General features: G+C 34.3%; 5 protein-coding genes. All 5 read right to left on the bottom strand.

The features are described 5' to 3' along the window. Nucleotides 1-37: 37 nt before the first annotated feature. Genes AA088_RS08135 through AA088_RS08115 form a run of 5 tightly spaced genes read right to left on the bottom strand, consistent with a single transcriptional unit; the run spans nt 38 to nt 23,863 of the window. Nucleotides 38-4,621 (bottom strand): non-ribosomal peptide synthetase, encoded by a 4,584-nt coding sequence (locus AA088_RS08135; protein ID WP_046744454.1) that lies wholly within the window; start codon nt 4,619-4,621, stop codon nt 38-40. Between the two features lie 19 nt (nt 4,622-4,640). Continuing rightward, the gene (locus tag AA088_RS08130; protein ID WP_046744453.1) at nt 4,641-15,785 is read right to left on the bottom strand and encodes a non-ribosomal peptide synthetase; all 11,145 of its coding nucleotides are present in this window, start codon (nt 15,783-15,785) and stop codon (nt 4,641-4,643) included. Beyond that, the gene (locus AA088_RS08125; RefSeq protein WP_046744452.1) at nt 15,769-18,858 is read right to left on the bottom strand and encodes a non-ribosomal peptide synthetase; all 3,090 of its coding nucleotides are present in this window, start codon (nt 18,856-18,858) and stop codon (nt 15,769-15,771) included. The genes AA088_RS08130 and AA088_RS08125 overlap by 17 nt, the downstream gene beginning before the upstream one ends. Before the next feature lie 50 nt (nt 18,859-18,908). Continuing rightward, nucleotides 18,909-19,871, bottom strand: a complete 963-nt coding sequence (locus AA088_RS08120) for a TauD/TfdA family dioxygenase (protein ID WP_162199676.1) — start codon at nt 19,869-19,871, stop codon at nt 18,909-18,911. Nucleotides 19,872-19,897: 26 nt separating this feature from the next. Beyond that, nucleotides 19,898-23,863: a non-ribosomal peptide synthetase gene (locus tag AA088_RS08115; RefSeq protein WP_046744450.1), complete on the bottom strand. Its 3,966-nt coding sequence runs from the start codon at nt 23,861-23,863 to the stop codon at nt 19,898-19,900.

Genomic DNA, 23,863 nt, shown 5'->3' with positions numbered 1-23,863 from the left:
TTCTTACTTTTCTATCGAGTTATTGATTGCTTTATGATTAAAATTTTAGTATGTGTGCTGGTGTAAGCAAGTCTTCATTTATCTTTCTTGAGATACTTTCAGTGCTTATGAGTTCAACTTGAACACCATTTAGTTTTGCTTTACAGATCATGTCAAAATTTAGTTTTCTATTCATAGTAATTGATTTAGTTTGTATAAATTCATTCTCTAATCTGGTAAATGTACCGGGTAATTGCTGAAAGTTGACTACACTTTTAGGTAGTATATTCATGTCAATTTTGCTTAGATTCAAGAAATCTTCTCGTATAATCTCGTACGGAACTTCTTGATGCTGTCTCGCATTGATATACGTTAATTGCTTGTCTTGACATCGCTTTATAAAAGATAGTTTTGTGCTTGCTTTTACAGGCAGCGGCAATACATTGTTGATTACTCCTAAAACCTTAGTTGCATCAAATTCTTGATTGCTTGTATCACGACCATTGACTAACATGAGTTGCAAAGGAATTTTATGACTAAAAAGTTGTTCCATCACATATTCATGGTATGCCATAAATACTACAGATATTGATACGTTTATTCGCTTTGCAAATTGTTGAATTGCTTCATATTCTTTGCCTATTATACTGTACGTTTGTGATACATATGATGTGGCTTTTTCCGTTGCTTCTACACTTGCTGTTGACAAATGTTCTTTTAAAAAAGTAGTCCAAAAGTTTCTTGATTTTTGTCCTTCTTCACTTTTTAGAAAATGCTGTTGCCATAACGCATAGTGAACACTCGAATAGATTTCTTCTTTTTTAGTGATTACACGTTTGGAAATGTATGTTTGCAATATTTCATGAATAGTTAATGCTGAATGCAAATCAACCAAAACATGACTTATTGCCAAGCAAAACCAAGTTTGATCACTCGTACTGTCTTTTAAGATTTGCAAACGAATTGAAGGTTCATGTAAAATGTCAAATTTTTGAGTTGACATTTCTTCTTGCCAAGTTTCTAGTGTTTCATTAGTGATATTGGCTTCTTTATAGATTGTTTCTACCTGTACATCAGCATGAGTTCTTTGTTGTTGATAGATTGCTCCTTCTTTTTCAATAAAATCAATATTGAGTTCTGGAAAATGGCGCAAAAAAGCTTGTATTTCTTGTGATAGAATTTCATCAACTCCTTGTGGCAACACAAACGGACCAACAATGGCCTGCGATGCTGGATAATTCAACATGTGTTTCTGATTTTCAGAAATGGCTACAAATTCGTTTTCTTTTCCTGTAAATGCCGTAACACTGCAAAATGTATCTGTTTTCGTGTTCGCTTTTGAAATACCTATTTCCGCTAATTTTTGTGCAATTTCTTCAATATCTGTTGCTTTTAAAATTTGTTCAGGGCGAATTTGATAGCCTATTTTTTTGAGCTCATGTAACAGCTGTATTAATTTGATTGAATCACCTCCAAGATCATAAAAACCATCTTTTATACTTATTTTTTCTACATTCAATACTTGTTGTAGAATAGTTACTAGTTGTATTTCCGTTTCCGTTTGTGGTGCTACAAACAAGTTTCCTGTTTGAAGTTCAACTGTAGTCGGATGCGGTAATGCTTTTTTATCAATCTTTCCGTTAGGTGTTAATGGCAATTCATCTAGTACAATAAAATATGACGGAATCATATATTCTTGCAGTTGAGCTTTTAAATATCTACGTAAACTTGGCAGATGAAAACCTTTTTTAGTTTCCAAATATGCTATGAGTAATGTTTCTCCTTCTTGCATTTCTTTGGCTTGGACAACAGCTCGTCGTACACTTTCATATTTTTGTAGCGTACTTTCAATTTCGCCCATTTCAATTCGATATCCTCGAATACTGATTTGATGATCTTTTCTTCCAAGAATCTCCAAGTTTCCATCAGGAAGCCATCTTCCTAAATCGCCAGTTTTATATAATCGTTCCTGTGAGTTGAATGGATTTTTAACAAAGCTTTTAGCCGTTAATTCAGGTTGATTCAAATAGCCTGGGCTTACTCCTAGTCCTGAAGTACACAATTCTCCAACTACTCCTATTGGACAAAGTTCCTGATTTTTATCTAATACGTACATTTTCGTATTTCGAATTGGTTTCCCAATCAGAATTTTTCCTTGCGCTATTTTCGAATTCATTTCATAGTACGTTGTTACATCAGAACATTCAGATTGTCCGTAAGTATTCACAAGTTCTATAGTAGGATGAATGTCAAAAAATTTGTTCACATAGCTTACTGTCAATTTTTCTCCTGTAAGGATGATTTTTCTAAATGCTTTTAATTTTTCTTCTTCCTGAATGGCAAATAAGGCATTCAGTTGCGAAGGAATTACTTCTAGCACTTCAACTTTATTCTGAATAGCAGTATCAATCAATGAAGGAATATTTTGCAATTCATCCATTGTTGAAAGAATTACTTTTCCTCCAAGAAATAACGGTGTCCATAATTGCCAAATTCCGCCAACAAAATACATTTTAGAAGTATGGCAAATAACGGTGTCTGCATGAAGATTTAATAAATCAATCTTACTGTAAATATGATTGACAATTCCTTTGTGTTGTAACATACATCCTTTAGGAACTCCTGTTGATCCCGAAGTATATACTATATACGCTAAGTCTTCTATATTATACGTTTCTGCTAAATTTTCTTTACTGTAGGTTTCTTTCTCACGATTGAATTTTTCTAATTCTTTTTCAGTGATTACATACGTTGTGTTTTGCGTGATGTGCGCTAATTTTTCAATTGGAATATTGACATTAATCGGTGCACAACAAGCTCTTGTTTTTAATACTCCTAACAAGTAAATCATATAATCTGCCGATCGTTCTAAACGAATTCCTGCAATACTCCCTACTGAACTTTGATATTGTTGTTGTAAAAATCTGGCAAATTGATTGCTTTGTTCGTTAAGCTCGTTATATGTGTATTTTGTGTTTTCAAATTCTATCGCTATTGCATGAGGAGTTTTTTGTACTTGCGCTTCAAACGATGTGACTAATGTTCCTAATGAATCTGACTTTTGAGTTGCATTGAATGTTTCTAGTAAAGTGTTCTTTTCTTGTTCAGATACATAATTCAGTGTAGAAATTGAAACCTCAGGCATTTCCAGCGCGGTTGAAAGCAACTCTTTGAAGTGTTTTATAAAGTTTGTAATGGATACATCATCATATACATCTGTATTGTAATTTACCTCCATTGATAAACAATCAGCTACTTCTTGGAATGTAAACAATAAATCGTATTTACAAAATCCTGTTCCAAGCTCTCTAATTTCAGAAGCATTTTCAATAGTTTCAACATTGGTATTCTCTGCAAAGTTTTGCAGTAATAACATCACATCAAATATTGGGTTTCGACTATTGTCCCTTTTCAACTTCAGTTCTTCAACTAGTTGATCAAATGGATACTCTTGATGTTTGTACGCTTCAAATGTTGTGTTGCGAACTTTTGTAAATAACGAACTTAGCGTATCATTGTCTGCTACTTTGTTTCGAAGTGCAATTGTATTTAAATAAAAACCTATTTGATTTTCAAGTTGCAAATGATCTCTTCCCGCAGAAGGACTTCCAATGATAAAATCATCTTGTGAAGTGTATCTAAAAAACATAGCATTCATTGCTGTAATCAAAGCCATAAATAGACTTCCTTCGTGTTGATTGCTAAAACTTTTTAAAGCGGTTGTCGTGGTTGCATCTATATAAGTAGCTACTGTTTTTCCATTCGTAGTTTTAAGTAACGGTCTTTTTTGTTGCGATGGTAAGTCCAACACTGGTAACTCTCCAGCAAATTGCTTTTTCCAATAAGCTGCATGTGCTTTTTGAGCCTCACTTTGCAATCGATTTTGTTGCCAAAAAGCAAAATCCTTGTATTGAATTTCGAGTGGTTCAAGCATAGAAGCGGTGTTGGTTTGCAATGCTTCATAAAAATGAATAACATCATTTGTCAACACATTCATTGACCATCCATCACTAATAATGTGATGCATATTGTAATAAAAGATGCTTTTGCTCTCTGAAACCTTTAGCATTGCTACTCTCAATAATGGTCCATTAGCAAGATCAAAAGGAAGCGCAGCATCATTATTGATATATTGCGCTGCCTTTTGTTCTGCATTTTCTTCGAATGAAAAATCTTTATGAGTTACTTGAAAGTTCAATGCTTCCATACTACATACAAACTGTCGTACTTCTCCTTGTTCATTTTTCTTAAAAACAGTTCGTAAGATCTCATGGCGTTCGATTGTTTGAAAAATAGCCTTCGTAAAATTTTCAAGATGTACATCTTCATAAAATTCACGATGTTGCGGCATATTATACGCAACTGATTCTTCTTCAAACTGACTCAAAATCCACAGACGTCTTTGTGCTGATGATAGTGGATAATCCGCCTGCTTCTCTACAGGTTGAATACGCTCAAAAGTACTCGCACTACTCGCTTTGTGTTCTTTAATGAAATCAATTAGCGCTTGCTTATGAGATTTAATATCTTCAATAAGCGTAGCCGTAAGAGTTCCTTTCGGAGCCTTTACGTCTAAGCGTTCATCGACCACATCAATTTTGACATTGAGTGTTTTTAATGTTTGCAATATTGTTTGAACCATGATGATCGTTTTGGTTGTTTTAGAATGAAAAACTTTCTATGTTTTCTTCGTTTTCCATAAATTGGTTGTTCACCCAAAGAACGTTTTCTAGTTTTTCTTTGAGTGCTTCAATAGTAGGCGTATCGTACAATCCGGCAATTTCAAAGTTGACTTGGTATTCTTTTTGAATTCGTGAAATCAACTGAATTGCTTTCAAACTATTTCCTCCTATTTCGAAGAAAGAATCTTTAATGCCAATACGCTCCTTTTTAAGAATTTCTTGCCATAAGGCTACCAGTTTATGTTCCATTTCGTCTCTCGGTGCTACATATTCTACAGCAGAAAGATCAGTACCTTTGATCTCTGAGAGTTGTTTTTTATCAATTTTACCATTGATTGTTAATGGCATCGTTTCTAATTGAACAAAACCATCTGGAATCATATATGCTGGCAATTTCCCTTGTAACTCAGCTCTTAACTCAGATAGAATTTCTTCTGCGGAAGAGGTAAAATATACAACCAATTGCTTGCTGCCATCTTCGTCGTTAACGACCATAGCAGCTGCCTCATTGATGGATGCTCTTTCTAACAGTCGATATTCTATTTCGCCCAATTCGATTCGGTGACCACGTATTTTGACCTGATCATCTTTTCGCCCGTGGAATTCCAGTAAACCATTAGGTAACCATTTTCCAAGATCTCCTGTTTTATAAAGCAATTCTCCTTCCTTGAAAGGGTTCGGAATGAATTTTTCGTTGGTCAGTTCTGGACGATTTAGATATCCTTTTGCCAATCCTGCTCCACCTATACAAATTTCTCCAATGCTTCCAAGTGGTTGTAAACGATTCAAGTCGTTCAGTAAGTAAATAGATGCGTTTGCAATTGGTTTTCCAATTGATATGTTTCCGCTTTCTAGTTCTTCTACTGAAGTAATTCGGTGCGTTGAACCACAAATACTTACTTCTGTAGGTCCGTACGCATTTACATATTCACCAGTTCCTAAGGCCAAGAATTCTTTTGCATCTTCATAGATTGGTGCTTCTCCCGCAGTAATTAAAGTTTTTAATCCCTGTAATCGCTGTATGTTCATTAGTGTTACATACGCAGGCGGAAGTGTTGCAATGTCTATGTTTTGTTCGTTGATATACGTTTCTAGTGCTGTTGGATCTTTACGTAAGGTATCGTTAATTATAAATAATGTTGATCCAGATAGCAACGCCATAAAGCTTTCCCAGATAGAAGCATCAAACGAGAATGAAGCAAATTGTAATACATTTCGTTGCTCATGTAAATTGAAAGCTTCTACTTGTGCTAAGATTGTATTAAGAATTTTTCCATCTTGAATGACTACTCCTTTTGGCTTCCCTGTTGAACCAGACGTATAAATGATGTATGCTGTGTCATCTGCATGACGCACATGATTCATTTTTTGTTCAGAATAATCAGAACGCTGTTTCATGAATTTTGCGACCAAGTCTTCAGTAATGGTCAAGCGACTGTTACTGTCTTGTTGCATATATTCTACTCTATCCGCAGGATATTCTACATCAATAGGCAAATAGGCAGCTCCCGTTTTTAAGGTTGCTAAAATGGCTATTGGCATCCATTCGCTGCGTTCAAGTTGAATTCCTACGATATCGCCTTTGGCAACGTTATATTGTTGCGACAAGAACTGTGCAAATCCATTTGAAACTTTGTCTAATTGTTCATACGTTATTGATTTTTCTTGAAAAACAACCGCTCTACTGTTTGGCGTTTTTTGTACTTGCGCATCAAAAGTGCTTGTAATTGTAGCTTCTTGATTAAATGCTAGCTGTTTGCCATTAGCATTTTTCATCAATTCGGTACGTTCTTTTTCAGAGAAAATAGCATACGCATTTACATTTTCTTCTCCTCGCTCTAAATAGTTTGCCAAGAAATTTTCGTAATACGTTACAATGTCTTCTAGGCTGTGACCTGATTTAAACGCACGACTTTGAGTCAGTGTTATAGAGATATTTTTAGCAGAACGTTCTGCCGTAAAATCTAAATGTGTATTGGTTCTTTCATAGTTATCAAAAGCAAAATCAGTGACTTCTCGTTTGGATTGTTGCGTTTTAAATTCTTCATTTTCATGCAATTCTTCCAATACATGGAAGTTAATATAGTTGAATAAGATATCAAAGAATGGATTTCCTTGCGAACTTTCTCCTACTAAATCTGCAATTGCATTTAAAGAAAAACGATCTTTTCCTTTGAGTTGATCTAACTGATCATTGATAGTTTGCACATATTCTAACCATGTTTTATCAACCGTGTTTGCTATATCATATCGGAATGGTACCGAGTTTAAGAAACAACCTAGTAGTTTGTCGCCATCTTCTACAAACGGACGTCTATGTGCTACCAAACCAATTGTTGTATCGGTTTCATTTGCTAATAGAGATAATACATATATATATGCACTAAAGAATAATCCTTTTGGAGTGATTTGATCGCGTTCACATTTTTGAAGAATTTGCGTAGTAAATTCTTCTGAATATGTTTTTGATAATTGACGGTCAAAGTGCGTATTTGTCAAAATTTCCAATCGCTTATAACCCGCCATTGTATTTTTCCAAAACGTACTATTTTCTTCTTTGCGTTGCTCTAACAAATCTGATAGTACACTGTCACGAATGCTACATTGTAGTGATTCTGGTTGATAACCATTGTACTTTCCTAGTTTTTCATAAATCTCAAAGAGTTCTACTTTTAAGTTACTTTGTCCCCAACCATCAATCATTGCATGATGAAATTGTAATACGAATATGATATCAGATGGTGCAATTTGAAAAACATTTACTCTCCATACAGGTGCTTGCGTTGTGTCAAACGGACGTTGCGTTCGCTCTTCCACTAGGAAATTATCAATAAAGCTTTCTTTTTCTTCCTTTGATAGATGACTGATGTCTTCATATCCGATATGCACAGGTACTCTTTTATGAATAATTTGAACCTGATAATCGTATTCGTATAAATGATACGAAGTACGCAAGGTTTCATGTTTTTGTACCATAAGTTGCATTGCTCGCGTTAATAACGGAATGTCAACAGTACCTAATTGAAATAAGAATTGATCATGATATACTCCTAATTCGTCTTTTTCTTTACTTAATTGACTTGTAAGCACCATTCCTAACTGTACATCACTGATTGGATATACATTTTCTACGTTTTCTGGTGTTGGATGTTCTGCTAATACAGCTGCTGCAATTTTTGCTATTTCAGCTTCAACTGCTATTTTATCTGTATTTTCTCCTTGCTCTACATTTTCATTTTCAGCAATAAATGCTGCCACACCTTCAATTGTAGGGTTTTCGTAGAATGTTGCTACAGGCAATTCAATATTGAATGTTTTATTGATTACACTGATACAACGAATCATTTTGATGGAATCTCCTCCTAGATTGAAATAATCATCTCGAACACTAATTGTATCTACGTCAAAGTGCTCTTCCCAAATTTTAGCTACCGCTTCTTCAATCTCGTTTTGTGGCGCTACATATTCAGCACCTCCATCAAGTTTGATATCTTTTAGACTTAGTAATTGTTCTTTGTCAATTTTACCATTCACTGTTAGTGGCATACGATCTACAGGAACAAAGTGTGCTGGAATCATGTATCCTGGCAAACGTTCCGAAAGGAATTTACGGATATGCATTGCCGTTTCTTCTTTTCCATTGAACACTAAGTATGCTGCTAATTGTTTGTCGCCATTTTCTAAACTATGTACTAATACTACCGCTTCTTGTATGGTTTCTTTGCTTAGTAATTGTTGCTCAATTTCGCCTAATTCGATTCGATACCCACGAATTTTTACTTGGTCATCTTTTCGTCCTAAATAAGCTAAGTTTCCATCTGCGTTCCATGTGCCAACATCTCCTGTTTTATATAATCTTTCGCCTGTTTTAAATGGATGAGGAATGAATTTTTCTGCGGTTAATTCTGAACGATTTATGTAACCTTTTGCTAATCCTGCTCCTCCTACACAAATCTCCCCTGAAACACCATTAGCTACCAATTGATGATTTCTGTTCAACACATAGATTTCTGTGTTCTGAATTGGTTTTCCAATGCTTATCGTTTCTTCAGAAGTTACTTCAAAAATCATACATCCTACTGTTGCTTCCGTTGGACCGTATTCATTATAAATTTTAATGTCTGGATTAATATTTCGTAATGTACGTACATGATGTGGTAATAGAGCATCACCTCCAACAATGGCTACTTGAACTGTACTTTTTTGAATGTCTAACTCTTTTAGTAGCGTAATGTGTGCTGGCGTTAGTTTGATACAAGTTGCTTCACTTTTGAAATAGTTTGTTAATGTTTGCGATATATCTCCTTGATCATAAATATGTAACGTTCCTCCATTTAAAATTGGCAAAAACACACTAGTAACAGTTAGGTCAAACGATAATGATGTATACAAACCAAAGTCATAGTTTGCTAATTTGTTGCTAGTTAAGTATGCTTTGGTTGCCCACTCTAGATAGTTTGCCAATGCCCCATGTGGAATCATTACTCCTTTTGGCTTTCCAGTAGAACCTGAAGTATAAATCATATACGCTAACGTATCTGCTGTTACCTCTGTAAATTCAAAGTCCTTAGAAAACTCATCTGCTTCAAAATCGATATCAACTGTAAGCATATTACCCTCATAGTCAAACATATCAAACATATAGTTAGACTCAGTAATTAGCAAGCGTAAGTTTGCATCACTTAAAATATGTTCTTCTCTTGAAGAACCATATGCGGGATCAATTGGTACGTAGGCTGCACCTGTTTTTAAGATTCCCAAGATTGAAATCAACATCCAGTTGCTACGATCTAATTTGATACCAACAGCATCTCCTTTTTTGATTCCATGCACATTTACGAGGCAGTTTGCCAATTGATTGGATTGCTCATCTAACTCTTGATAAGTTAGTTGTTCGTCTCTGAATACTGTTGCAATCTGTTCTGGCGTTTTAGCAACTTGCGCTTTGAATGCATCTAACGTAAGTTGTAATACCTCTACAGGTGTCGCATTGTTAACCGTTTTTTGTAAAAATGTAGTTTCTGCTTCACTTAAATATTCTAAATCTGCAATTGTATTGCTTCGAACAATTGTTTCTAATAATGTATCAAAATGACCTTTAATCATAGTGATAATATCAGTAGAGAGTATGTTAGAATTGTATTCAAATTCTACATTCATCCCTGTTTCAGCAACATGTCCAATAGAAATTGTCAATACATAGTTGTTCTGTTGTTTCGTTTCTAAGTTATTGATACTAACATCAGATTCTGCTTCTTCAATAGCGTCTAACGGATAATTTTCAAAGACTAATAAACTATCAAATAATTCTCTAGCAGCATCACTTTGCTTTTGAATATCAACTAATGAAGAAAAACCATATTCTTCTCTTGAGATTGCATAATTTTGCTGAATATCTGTTAACCAGGAAATTACATTAGTATTTTCTTTTACAGATGTACATAAAGGAATTGTATTGATATATAAACCTAAACGTTGTTCAATATTTTTGATTTCGGTAGGTCTACCAGAGATTACCGTACCAAATACAACTGTTTCATTGTTTGTATATTGAGAAAGTAGGTACGCCCAAATTCCCTGAACAATAGTATTGACTGTTAAGCGATTTTTCTTTGCAAATGCTTCTAATGCTACTACATAATCTTTTCCTTTTGATAAAACACTACTAGTGTTTCCGAAAGTTTTATTTAGATTTTTAGTTGTATCAGTAAAAGGAAGCAAGCTCGGTGTGGTTAACTCACTCAACTGTTCTTTCCAGTAACGCACAACTTCTGCGTTATTTTTAGTAGTAATGTACGAGATATAGTCTTTATAATTGTCTGTTTCTCTTGCTACTAATGATTTTCCTTCTGTTAATGCTTTGTAATTTTCTAAGTATTCTCCAAAGATTACTGGCGATGACCAACCATCTGAAATGATGTGATGTGTTGAATATATCAACTTGATACTTTGTTCCGCTTGTTTGATTAAAGTAAGTCTAAATAACGGAGCTTTGTCCATTTCAAATGCGGTATTCGCATCTTCTTGAATGTATGCTGTTACAGCTGTTGCAATTTCATTAGCTGGTTTTGCAGAAAAATCTAATACCGTTAAAGGCAAATCTACATTTTTATGAACACATTGTACAGGTATGTTAAGTCCTTCTAAGTGAAAAGACGTACGAAGTACACTGTGATTTTCAATAATGTTTTCCCATGCTTTACGGAAATATTCTATATTAAATTCTCCTGTTAAATCAAAGCTAATTTGGTTGATATAAGCGTTCGATTGCTTGTTATACATACTGTAAAACAAGATTCCTTCTTGCATAGGACTTAATTGATAGATGTCTTCAATTTCCTGATTGCTCATCGTTGATTTGAATGCATTCAAATCTTTGAAAGAAACCAATCCATTCAATCCATAATCTGCAGGAGTTTTGATTGTTTCCGTTTGTGTTTTACAAAATGCAACAATAGTTTCTAGTGCTTCTTTGTAATTTTCTGCTAGAGTTTCAATGGTCGTTTTTGTAAAACGATTTGCATCAAAATCCCAACGCAAGCTTAAAGTTCCGTTTGTAACGACTCCATTTATGGTTATTTTTCCATTGTACGCATTTGCAGGGTGAATGTCTTCTCCTTTGCCTTCATTTGTAAAATTGAATATCGATGTAGTTTCAGAACTTCCTTGATCTGCCTGACCGAGATAGTTAAAAATTACTTGTTCTATATCTTTTCGCAAACTTTCTTTGATTGCTTCATCTTCTGCTAAATAACGTAACGCGCCATAACCAATACCTTTATTTGGAATACCTTTTAGGTTTTCTTTGGCTTGTACAATGGTTGCTGCTACGTCTCCTTCTATATTTTGAAGAAGTACTGGATATAAAGAGGTAAACCAACCTATTGTTTCAGTTAAGTCAACATCTTCAAAAAGTTCTTCTCTACCATGACCTTCTAAACCAATTACAACATTATTATTTTTTGTCCATTGAGCAAATGACATCGCCAATGCTGCTATTAGTATGTCATTTATCTCAGTAGAAAATGCTTGGTTACTTTCTCTTAATAGACTATTTGTAAGCTCTTTTGAAAATTCAATTGTATGTGAATCTACTTCTTGATAGGTTGTTTTTCCATCAAAGTCAGTGTCTTGAGGTAATGCTTCAACCCTATCTACAATCGATTTCCAGTACGAAGCTTCTTCTTGTAAGACTTCACTGTTTGCAAAGCTTGTTAATCGTTCTTGCCATTGTCTGAATGAAGTTGTTTTTTGATCTACTAAAACAGTTTCTCCTTTGCTTACTTTTTGCAAGTTATTGCTTAAATCTTCTGCTAAAATTCTCCAAGAAACACCATCAATTACTAAGTGATGCGCTACAATAAATAGACGATCGTATGTTTCACTTTCTGGAGTTTGTATGAATACAAATTTTACAACATTTCCTTCTGTTATACTAAGTTTTTCTTGGTATGACGCACAGATAGATGTTACTTCTTCTGAAACATTGTTTGTTGAAATAACCGTTTCTATTGCAACCGTTGGAATTGTTGTTTGATAAGTACCCAAATATTGATCTGCTTCCCAATCAAAACGCATTCGTAGCGCATCGTGTTTTTGATATACACCTACAACAGCTTCTGTAAGTTGTGTATGCGTAATTTGTTTTGGAAGCGTTACTAATAACGACTGATTGTATTGGTCTTGAACTGTATATTCTTTTTCAAAGAAGTATTGTTGTATTGGCACTAATCCAACTGTACCTTCTAAGATACCTTGTTCAGAACTAATTGTTTTTTCGTCTTGAATGTTAGCTGCTAATTCTTCAATAGTTTGAAACTCAAATACATCTTTTACCTTCAGGGAAACCCCCATTTTTTTGGCTCTACTGATAAATTGAATTGCAATAATAGAGTCTCCTCCTAAAGCAAAGAAATTGTCATAAACACCTACTTTTTCAACACCTAATACTTCTTGCCAAATACTTGCAATAATTTCCTCTTGCTCGTTGCGTGGCGCAACATAATTGGTTGTTTCAACATCTGTGATTGCAGGTTTTGGTAATGCCTTACGATTTACTTTTCCGTTGATTGTTAAAGGAATTGTTTCCAACTGCATAAAATCAGCAGGAATCATGTATTCTGGCAATCGTTTTTTCAGTTGTTGTTTGATGGTTTCTTTTTCAATAGTCGTTTCAGAAACCACATATCCAAATAAACGTTTTTTACCAAATGTTTCATCTACAACAACCACTGCTTGTTTGATGGTTTCTACTTGTTCTAATGCATTTGTAACTTCTCCTAATTCAATACGGAATCCGTGAATTTTTACTTGATCATCTTTTCTTCCTAAGAAATCAATTGTACCATTTGGTAACCAACGAACTAAGTCGCCCGTTTTATATACTTTTCCTTCGCCGAAAGGGTTGTTAATGAATTTTTCGTTGGTCAACTCTGGCTTGTTGGCATATCCTTTTGCTACTTGAATTCCAGCAATTAACAATTCACCAACAACTCCAACCGGTTGTTTTTGCAAATCTTCATTTACTATATATAATTGCGTATTGGCTACTGGTTTCCCAATGCTTACACCTTCTTTTACGGTATCAATCGTTGTTAAATCAATTGATGTTACATCAATCGCTGCTTCCGTTGGCCCATATAGATTGTACAGTTTGGTAGTAAGTAGCGTTTGCTTTGTTTTTTCTACTACTGTAGATGATAAAGCTTCTCCACTACATACTATGTGCTGTAAACTTTGTAATTTTTCAGCTTCTGCTACTTCCATAAATACATGTAGCATGGAAGGTACAAAGTGAATTAGTGTTACTTGTTCACTTGCTATGATTTCTTGTAGATATGATGGATCTAAGTGTCCTTCTGGACGTGCAATGATTAATGAACATCCTACAATAAAAGGCATGGTTAATTCCCAAACAGATACATCAAAAACATACGGTGTTTTTTGGAATAGTACTGAATTTGCAGTGATATTTAATTCATCACGCATCCAAAATAAACGGTTTGTAAGTCCTGCATGTGCATTTAATACTCCTTTTGGCTTTCCTGTTGTTCCTGATGTATAGATACAATATGCCAATTGTTCTGAAGAGATAGCTACATCAACAGCAGTTGTTGGATACGATTCGTAATTAAATGTATCTAAATCAATTACTTCAACATTTGCAAAAAATGACGTATACGCAGTGTTTACAAATACAAATGACGCATTGGTATCTTCTAAAATATACTCTATTCTTTCTTGCGGATACGTAGGGTCAACAGGCACATATGCGTTTCCTGATTTTAGAATTCCAAAAATTCCAATCAACATTTCAAATGAACGTTCAACACAGATTGGAATTAGTGTGTTTTGTACATTTTTTGATGTGATATAGTGTGCTATTTGATTAGATCGTTCATCAAGCTCCTGGTAAGAAAGTTGTTTTCCTTCAAATACCAACGCCGTTTTGTTAGGGTTTGCTGTTACTTGTTGAGCAAATAATGCTACTACCGTTGTTGCGTCTTCGTATACTACTTTCGTATCGTTAAAGCTAGCTAATACCCTTTCTTCTTCTTGTGGAAGAATTGGTAATTCAGTTACTTTTTGTTGAGGAGTATTGGCTACGGCTTCTAGTAACGTTTTAAAATGCTTTATGAAGTTTTGAATGGTATCATTTTCATATACATCTTCATTGTAAATTACGGCAATGTATATGTGACCGTCTACTTCCTTAAAGTTAAGTTCTAAATCGAATTTACTTTGTGCAGCACCATAGTCAAAAATCGTATCAATCTCATTTTCATTTACTTGAAGATTTACTGTGCTGTTATCAAAGTTATGCATGGTTACCATTACATCAAAAATGGCACTTCTACTTACATCTCTTTTTAAGTTTAAATCTTGAATAAGTTGATTAAACGGATAATTTTGATGTGAATATGCATTTAGTGTGTTCTTTTTAACCGCAGCAAAAACCTCAGCAAATGACTGGCTAGCAATTACTTGATTTCGCAACGCTAACGTATTTACATAAAACCCTATTTGATTTTCCAAATCTGTATGATCTCTTCCTGCAACTGGCGTTCCTATAATGAAATCATTTTGATTGGTGTATCTATAAAAAAGCACATTTAGTGCAGATACCAATCCCATAAATAAGCTTCCATTTTGTGCTTGGCAATACGCTTTTAATTTTGAAGCTACTTCTTTATTAATATAAGTCGCTAAGTTTTTACCATTTGTAGTTTGAACTGTAGGACGTTTTTTGTTTGTTGGCAAATCCAACGTAGGTAATTCACCCGATAATTGTTCTAACCAATATGATTTAGCCGCTTGAGATGTAGCACTCTCTAATTGAGCCAATTGCCATACAGCATAATCTTTGTATTGAATTCGTAATGATGGTAATACCACTTCTTGTCCACTTTCAATAGCGTTGTATGCCATTATAATGTTTTTGGCTAATACATCCATTGATACACCATCACTGATAATGTGATGCATGTTATAATAGAACACGAATTGATCGTCTGCCGTTTGTAACATTGAAGCACGCAATAATGGCCCATTCTCAAAATCAAACGGTTTCACTGCATCTTCTTGGATGTAAGTCGCTACATTTTCTTGAATTTTTGCGCTATCAATGTTTCTGAAATCTACATGAGAAATGGCAAAGTTTACTTCTTCTGGAGTTAAAATCCATTGTCTAGCTTCTTCATTTTCATCTTCTCTAAAAACTGTGCGTAAAATTTCATGATGTGCAATCGTTGCCTTGATTGCTTTTTCAAAGTTTTCAAGGTGATAAGTTCCATCAAGCGTTGTTTGTCCCGCCATATTGTATGCTACTGCACCTTCATCTACTTTGTGCAATATCCATAATCTTTTTTGAGCAGACGATAACGGATATGAGACACTTTCTGCCACTTTTTCAATAGATTGGTGGGTTTCAGCATCTTGTTGTTCCAAGTATGCAATCAACGCTTCTTTGTTGTCTTTGATTTCTGAAAGTAAATCTTCTGGTAATTTTTTACCATCAAATTTTACTTTCAAGCTCCCGTCGACTACGGAAAGGTGAATGTTATTCGCGATTAATTTTTTTAATAATGTATACATGGTTGGTACTGCTTTATAAGGTGATTTCACTTTCAAATTCTTTATCAGAATTCATTTCTTCTTTGATATTTCGCAACATAATCGAAGCGTCAATTTGCTTAGCAATGTCTGAGATTGTTGCAGATTCAAAGAAGTCTTTTAGCTGTAGTTTTACTTCAAATTGTTGATGAATGTGATTGATTACATTCATCGCTTTTAAACTATTTCCTCCTATAAAGAAGAAATTATCATTTACTCCAATGCGCTCTCTTTTGAGTGTTTCTTCCCAAAGATTCGCAAGTTTATGTTCGGTTTCTGTGCTTGGTGCTTTGTATTCTACGCCACTTGATAAGCTCATACCATACGGTTCTGGTAATGCTTTTCTGTCTACTTTTCCATTGACTGTTAGTGGGAATGTTACTAATTGTACATAGTGTTCAGGAAGCATGTATTCTGGAACTTTTGTAGATAGAAATTCTTGAATCATTCCTGCATTTAATGTTTCTTTAGAGCGCACATAGGCTACCAATTCTTTTTCGGTAGCTTCTTCATTTTCACGTACAACTACTACTGCTTCTTCAATTGCTGGATGTGTAGCTAAATATTTTTCAATTTCACCAAGTTCGATTCGGTACCCACGAATTTTTACTTGATCATCTTTTCTTCCTAAAAATTCAATTTCTCCAGTGGCTGTCCAACGGCCAAGATCGCCTGTTTTATAATAGTTTCCTTTTTTCCCTGCAAGCTCGGCTACAAATTTCTCTGCTGTAAGGTCTTCTCTATTTAGGTATCCTTTACTGATTCCTTTTCCTGAGATAATGATTTCTCCAGTTGCTCCTATTTCACAAGCTTTATTGTCACTATTTACAATAGCTACAGACATGTTTGCAATTGGTTTTCCGATATAGATTTTTTCGTCTACTTTGGCAATTTTAGTAATACATCCTACCGTTCCTTCTGTAGGGCCATATTCATTGAATAACGTTATGTTTTCACTAATTGATTTGACTGTTTGTACTTGATGTGATGTTAACTGCTCACCTCCGCAAATGATAATTTTAACTGCTGTTGTTTCTATGTCTAACTCTGCCAATAACGATAAATGTGCAGGTGTCAATTTGAGCGTATCGATTGCTGGGTTTTCAAAACTCTTTTTAAGCAATTCGACTACATGTCCTTCTTCTTTTTCAATTGTGAGCATTTTTCCTCTTGTCAAACTGGTAAAAATTGCTGTAACACTTAGGTCAAATGATACTGCCGTTAAAAATCCCCAATTTCCTAAAGATTCATCTGTGAAGTAGTATTGATTTGCCCACAACACATAATTGAGTAGGTTTTCATGCGTAATCAAACATCCTTTTGGATTGCCAGTTGAACCACTTGTATAAATACAATACGCTACATCTGAATTTTGCGCAACTGTTTCAAATGTTGTGGATTGAGCTGCAAAGTTTTCTTCTTTTGAAGGATTCAGTACTTGAATTTGAGCTGTTGCTTCAATTTCTTCATCAGTAAGAAGTAGTTTACAAGCTGTATCTTCAATAATGAATTGAATACGTTCTTGCGGATATTCTTTACTAATTGGAACATAATACGCTCCTGCTTTAAGTACACTTAATATGCTAATGATAAACGATTCAGAACGTTCCAACAGAATACAAACGGCATCGCCTTTATTGATTTTATATTCGTTTACGATACAGTTGGCTAACTTGTTTACTTTTTCCTGTAGTTGTTTGTATGTTAATTGTTTTCCATCATATACAATTGCGGTTTCTTCAGGATTTTTTGATGTTTGTATATCAATCAATTCTGTAATTGCTTGATAGGTTTCAAATGTATTTGATGTAGCATTTGCAGTATCAATGATTGATTGTTCAATGGCACTCAATTCACGGGTTGTTTCAAAGCCTTCCGTTATTGTTGAGAACTGTTTTTTTAATTGTGCTTCTATCACATTAATATCGGCTTCTCCATAATACCCTGCATCGTAGTAAAGATCAATTGCAATTGAATTTGCATAAACAATACAACTTAGTTTTACCCTAAATGTGTTTTGAACCGAGTATACATCTGCTGTAGCGCTATTTAAATCTTCTGCAGAAATACATTCAAACGAGTAATTAAAGCATTGTTGAGCATCATCTTTTTTAATTGTATAGTAATCGGACCAATTATTTACTTGTGTTACTTCACGGTTAACAGCTTCAATATCTTTATTTGTAATAATAGATGCTGTATCTAGCACTACAGGTAAGGTTTTGTTGACTAATCCTAAAGTTCCTTGTAGTTCATCATATATACGTCCATTTTGCACATAACCTATGGTTAGTTTTTCATTAGTAAACGTGCTTAAGAATGCTAGGTATTGATATAACAACCCACTAGAAAGTGTACTGTTTTTAGCGTTACAATTTGCTTCTATTTTCTTTTTGGCTTCTGCATTTAACACTGTTATTTGCTTACGCTTTGGTGCAAATGAACTAAGTGTTGCTTTTTGAAAAGGAATAACCGTTTTACTTTTTTCATCGGTGTAGGTTTTCCAAAAAGCTTTGGCATCATCTTCAGGGTTTTTGATTAAATCATTTTGCCATGCTGCATAATTAATATACGGAATAATGTCACTTTCATCCGTTGTATTTGGCGTAGCTTCTAAAAGCGCATTCATTCTTTTGGCCAAAAATAATAACGTATAGGTATCACCCCATAAACTGTATAAACGGATATGAGCCTTTTGTACAAAACCTCCTTGCACTGTAAAGCAAAAACGAATTGCTGCATTTTCAGATGGATCAAATGGTCTTGACAAATATGCATCAACTGTTTTTTGTGCATCTTGGGCATTGCCATCAACTTCTATGTAATCTAAAAATGTTGCATCGTACTGATATTGAACAGGATAATAGTACTGATAGTTGTTATGTGATCTGAATGTGAATATTTCATGTGTTCCTATAATGGTTTGAATACTTTTTACTACTTCTGATAGTGTTTTGTTTGCAGTAACGCTTACTACTAGTTGATTGTAAAATGCATCTAGTTGGTCTTTACCAACATTCCATAATTTTTTCTGGTTATCAGAAAATTCATATCCATCTATATTTTCTGTGACATTTGAAGCCATAATGTAAGTTTTAGTAGTTATTTGTTTTTTGAATGAATGCGAATACTTTTTTAGGACATCGAAACGATGATTTTTCGTTCTCCTTTGTATGAGTTTCTTCCGTGAGAAGCTAACATATTGTCTAAGAACAGTACATCTCCTTTTTCCCAAGGAAACATGATAGTTGCTTTTTCGTATGCGTATTTGATTTCTTCTATTTCCGCTTTTGAAATTGGCGTTCCATCACCAAAGAATGTATTGTTAGGTAGTTGATCATCAGATTCTACTGCATTGAGAATAGATTCAGGCAACATATACTTGTTAAAGAATAAGCTATGATTAAACCATGCCAATTCTCCAGTAACTGGATGTTCCCAAATGGCTTTTTTTGTCCACGTAAGCACTAATTCGTTGTCACTTACCCAAGTATAATTCATTCCATTTTTAATGCATTCAGCTTCTACAGTAGCTTTGTCTTCCGTTTGAAACACTTCTTGCCAACCTAATCCCATGAAACTGTTTAAGTAACGTCTGTATTGCACGCCTTTTTCTGTAAATTTCTGTTTCAACTCATCACTCATGTGATTGAGAATTAACCGATTGTCTGCTATTGGTGTTTGTCCATTTTCTTCAGCAGGAATTATGCAACAAAACACAATACGACTTGGATGAGTTGGTGCATACGAGCTTTCACTGTGCATGTTGATGATTTCATCTTGTGGATAGGTGGTAGAAACATATACATTGTTGGTAATTTCAAATCGTGGAGACGATCTAAACGCATAATCCAATAATTCGTTTGGAAATTTATCCATCAAACTTTGAAATTTCTCTACCGTATCAATTTGGAAACCTCTACATAGAATTCCTCCGTATTTTAAGAGCTTTTGCTCAAAATCAGTTCGGTTGTCAACCATCCATTGTTCAAGAATTACATCACTTCCGTTGGATTCTAACACTAATGGAAAATTCAATCCATTATCTAGAAAAGAGGTTTTCACCACTTCGGCGCTCATAGTTTGTACAGCGCTCATGTTCTTTAATTTTAACAATTGATTTTTCATATCGTGTTGGCTTTTATACTTTTTAGTTTTAAAAGATTGTTCTTTTTGAATTGTTTAATCGACTCTGCTTGATAGCTAATATTTTGTATACTTTCTGTAGGTTTTGAGAGTACTTCTGAGAGTAATTGATCGTAGTTTTTGAGTAAACGTTTCATCATTTCAATCTCAAATAATTCACTATCGTAATTAATCTCCAAGTACAATTGGTCGCCTACTTCCATAGCATTGATTAATAAGTCAATTTTTGCTTTTACGTAGCCTAAATCCATTACTGTATTCCCAATAGATTCATTGGTTGGTTTTTCTCTTTCTTCGATGTTATGGAAAGAAAACATGATATCGTACAACGGATTTCGATTGCGCTCTGTTTGCACGCCTACTGCATCAACAATTGCATCAAAAGGATACATTTGATGATCATAACTTTCAAGCGTATTCTTTTTTACATTTTCGAAAACTGTTTTGAAATCATCATTTGGATCGAGAGTATTTCGAAGCGCTAGTGTATTCATATAGAACCCAATTTGATTTTTCAAGTTCTGATGTTCTCTTCCTACAACTGGTGTTCCTATGATGATATCTGTTACATTCGTGTATTTATGAATTAATATATTCCATGCGGCTAGCATTCCCATGAATAGACTTCCTCCATTTGCATCACAAAATGTTTTAAGTGCTTCCGATCGTTCTGCTGAAAGGTAAATTCCGAGCGCATGACCTTCGTATGTACGTGTTAATGGGCGGTTTTTCTGTTCAGGAAATGTGATGGTTGTTAGTTTTCCAGAAAATTTTTGTGTCCAATATGATTGGTGTTTTTTAAATTTCCCACTAGTAATTTGTTGTTGTTCCCAACTCACATACTCTTTATATTGAATTGGTAGTTCTGGTACTGTTTCAGTCGTTTCTCCTTGAAATAGTTTGTAATAATGTAATACATCATCTACCAATACTTTTGTAGACCAACCATCTCCAATGATATGATGAATATTGTAATAAAACACATAGGAATCATCTGATGTTTGAATTAATGTGGCTCTGAATAGTGGTCCATTTTCAAGATCAAATGTTTGATGTGTATCATGCGAAATATAGTCATCAACAGCTCCATGAACATCTTTTATTTCTCTAAAATCTAATCGTGTGATTGTAAAGTTTAATGCTTCGGGAGCCAGTATAACCTGTCTAAGTTCTCCTTTTTCATTGATTGTAAATACTGTTCGTAATGTTTCATGTCTATCAATTGTAGCAAAGATTGCTTTTTCAAGATTTACTACATTGTAATTTCCATCCAGATATACTTTATAAGGCATATTATAAGCGGAAGAAGCGTTTGGTATTTGACTTACAATCCATAAACGTTTTTGTCCGTTAGAAACTGGGTAACTGTCTGCTTTTGGTATTGGTTTAATTTCTACATAAGTGTCATTTTCAGCGCTGTCAATCAGTTGTGCATGAGCACTTAGTGTTGGATTTTCAAAGAATTCTTTAATCTTAATATTTACAGAGAATTCTTTATGATACTCGTTCTTTAAACGCATCAACTTTAAACTATGCCCTCCAAGTTCAAAAAAGTGATCGTTTAGTCCAACTGTTTCTACATTTAGAATTTCTTGCCAAATCACCGCAATCTTTTTCTCTACTTCAGTTTCTGGTGCTACATAGCTTGCAACGTCTCTTTGTAAATATTGTAAAGGGTCTGGTAATGCTTTTTTATTGATTTTTCCATTGGTGGTCAATGGGAAATTTGTCATATGCACAATAGCAGATGGCAACATATACTTTGGCAATTTTTGTAAGATTGTTTGTTCTATAATAGATTTTTCAATCACTTTATCAGCCAAGTAATACAGTGCTATGAATTGTTTGTCTGTATGTGCTACTGCTTTTGCATTTTTGATTCCTTCTATTCCTGCTGTGATATTTTCAATTGCATCAAGTTCAATTCTGTGTCCAGAAATTTTGACTTGATTGTCATTTCTGCCCACAAATTCCATGGTACCATCTGGCATAAAGCGCCCAAGATCACCTGTTTTGTATACTCGTTCGCAATTGGTAACTCCTTTGATTGGTCCTTTTAAATATGCTTTTTTGGTGCGTTCAGGATCATTAAAATAACCACGTCCTACACAGATTCCTGCCAATAAAATTTCTCCTTGTACTCCAATTGGAACTTTCTTAAAGTTTTCATCAACAATGTGAACTTCAAAATTTTGAATTGGATAGGTCATTACTGGAACGGAGTAACTATCAGGCACTTCTTTCATGATATAGTGTGATGTATCATCTGACACTTCAGTAGCTCCATATGTATTTACAATTGGAATTTTAGGATATAATTGTAACCAACGCTCTACCATTGATTTAGTCAATGTTTCTGCATTGAGAATTAAAATCGTTAACGCCAACTGGCAATTTTTATCTTGTTGTTCAATGTGGTATAACATTTCCAACAAATAGGAAGGCACTAATTCAAGAATTGTAATTTGATCTTCTTCTAGTTTGGCCACAAATTCTTTAATATCGATAATCGTTTCATTATCATAGATTACGCCTGTTGCTCCTATGACAAGCGGTGCGAATAATTGCCAAATGGAAATATCAAAAGTATGTGGTGCATTTTGCGCAACAATACTGTCTTTATGAATATTCATTTCAGTCAACTTTGCCCCAATATGATTTAACATTCCCACATGTTCAATCATCACTCCTTTTGGCTTTCCTGTTGAACCACTTGTATAAATTACATAGGCTAAATCATTATCGTTAATTGATATTGGTAAAGATGTTGTAGCGTATGTTTCAATAATCGAAGTATCTTTTTTCAAATGAATAACAGGTACGTGCTCTGCAACTCTTTTTAGTTGCTGTACTACTGTTTCATCATCTGTAATGATTGCTTTGAATTGTGAATTTTCAATGATTTGTAATAAGTTATCATCTGGAAGTTCTGTTCCTACTGGCACATATGCACTTCCCGCTTTCCATACACCTAAAATTGCTTTAACCATATTGATGGAACGTGGCATCATTACTCCAAAGAGCATGTCTTTTTTAGCTTCGTATCTTTCTACTAAAAATCTAGCTATTTGATTGGATTTTGCTACAAGATTTCCATAAGTAATGGTTTCATTATTGTGTTGTACAGCTACTTTATTCCCATACAAGGTTGCTTGCTCGTCTATACATTCAAGTGTATTTTTTTCTAATGAGAAGTAAGTACGAGGCAGATTAATTTCCTGTAAAATGGCTTGTTCTGTAGAGCTACTGCTTTGCAATTGAGCAAGCGGCTCATAAGTTTTACTCAATACTTCATTTACTAATGTATTGAAGTTTTCTCCAAATAACTCCAGAACTCTTGGAGCATACATTTCTCCGTTTAGTTGAATCTTCAAATACGGATTTTTCTCTGTCAAAACGATTTGAAAAAGCGTATGTACGTGCGCCTCGAGTTCTGTTGCTACTTCTTTGGAATTAACCACAAAACCAAATTGAGAGAGGTTATTCAGTGTACTTTTATCTTCAATTAACGAGTCAATTTCATCCCAAGAAAGTGCATTTGATAGTTGTTGCACAATCTTTGCTTTTTGAGATGAGAACACTTGTTTGAAGTTTTCTTCTGAATTTATTACAGGTTTGATAAAGAAAATCTTATTGCTGTCTTTAAATTGTGGAAATTGACTTAAAGGAGAAAGGAAAAAAGGGACTTCTTTATAATCAATTAATAACTTACTAATAACATTCAAAAAATAGTTATATACTAAGACTTCTGAATGATTGCACAGTTCTTTAACTTTTGCAACGTTTTCACTGTTTAGTTCAATTTTTAAACATGTGTTGCCCTTTTCCTCCTTTAGTTGAATTCCTCCAAAGAAAGAAGACGCATTAAGCGCTGCAATTTCTTGCATATTGTTTAACCAAAACTCTTCTGTTCTAGCCTGCTTTAAAATTCCCTCTCTGTCCAT

The sequence above is a fragment of the Kordia zhangzhouensis genome (assembly GCF_001005305.1).
In the GTDB taxonomy this organism is placed as follows: Bacteria; Bacteroidota; Bacteroidia; order Flavobacteriales; family Flavobacteriaceae; genus Kordia; species Kordia zhangzhouensis.
This window is presented reverse-complemented; position numbering and strand designations above follow the sequence as displayed.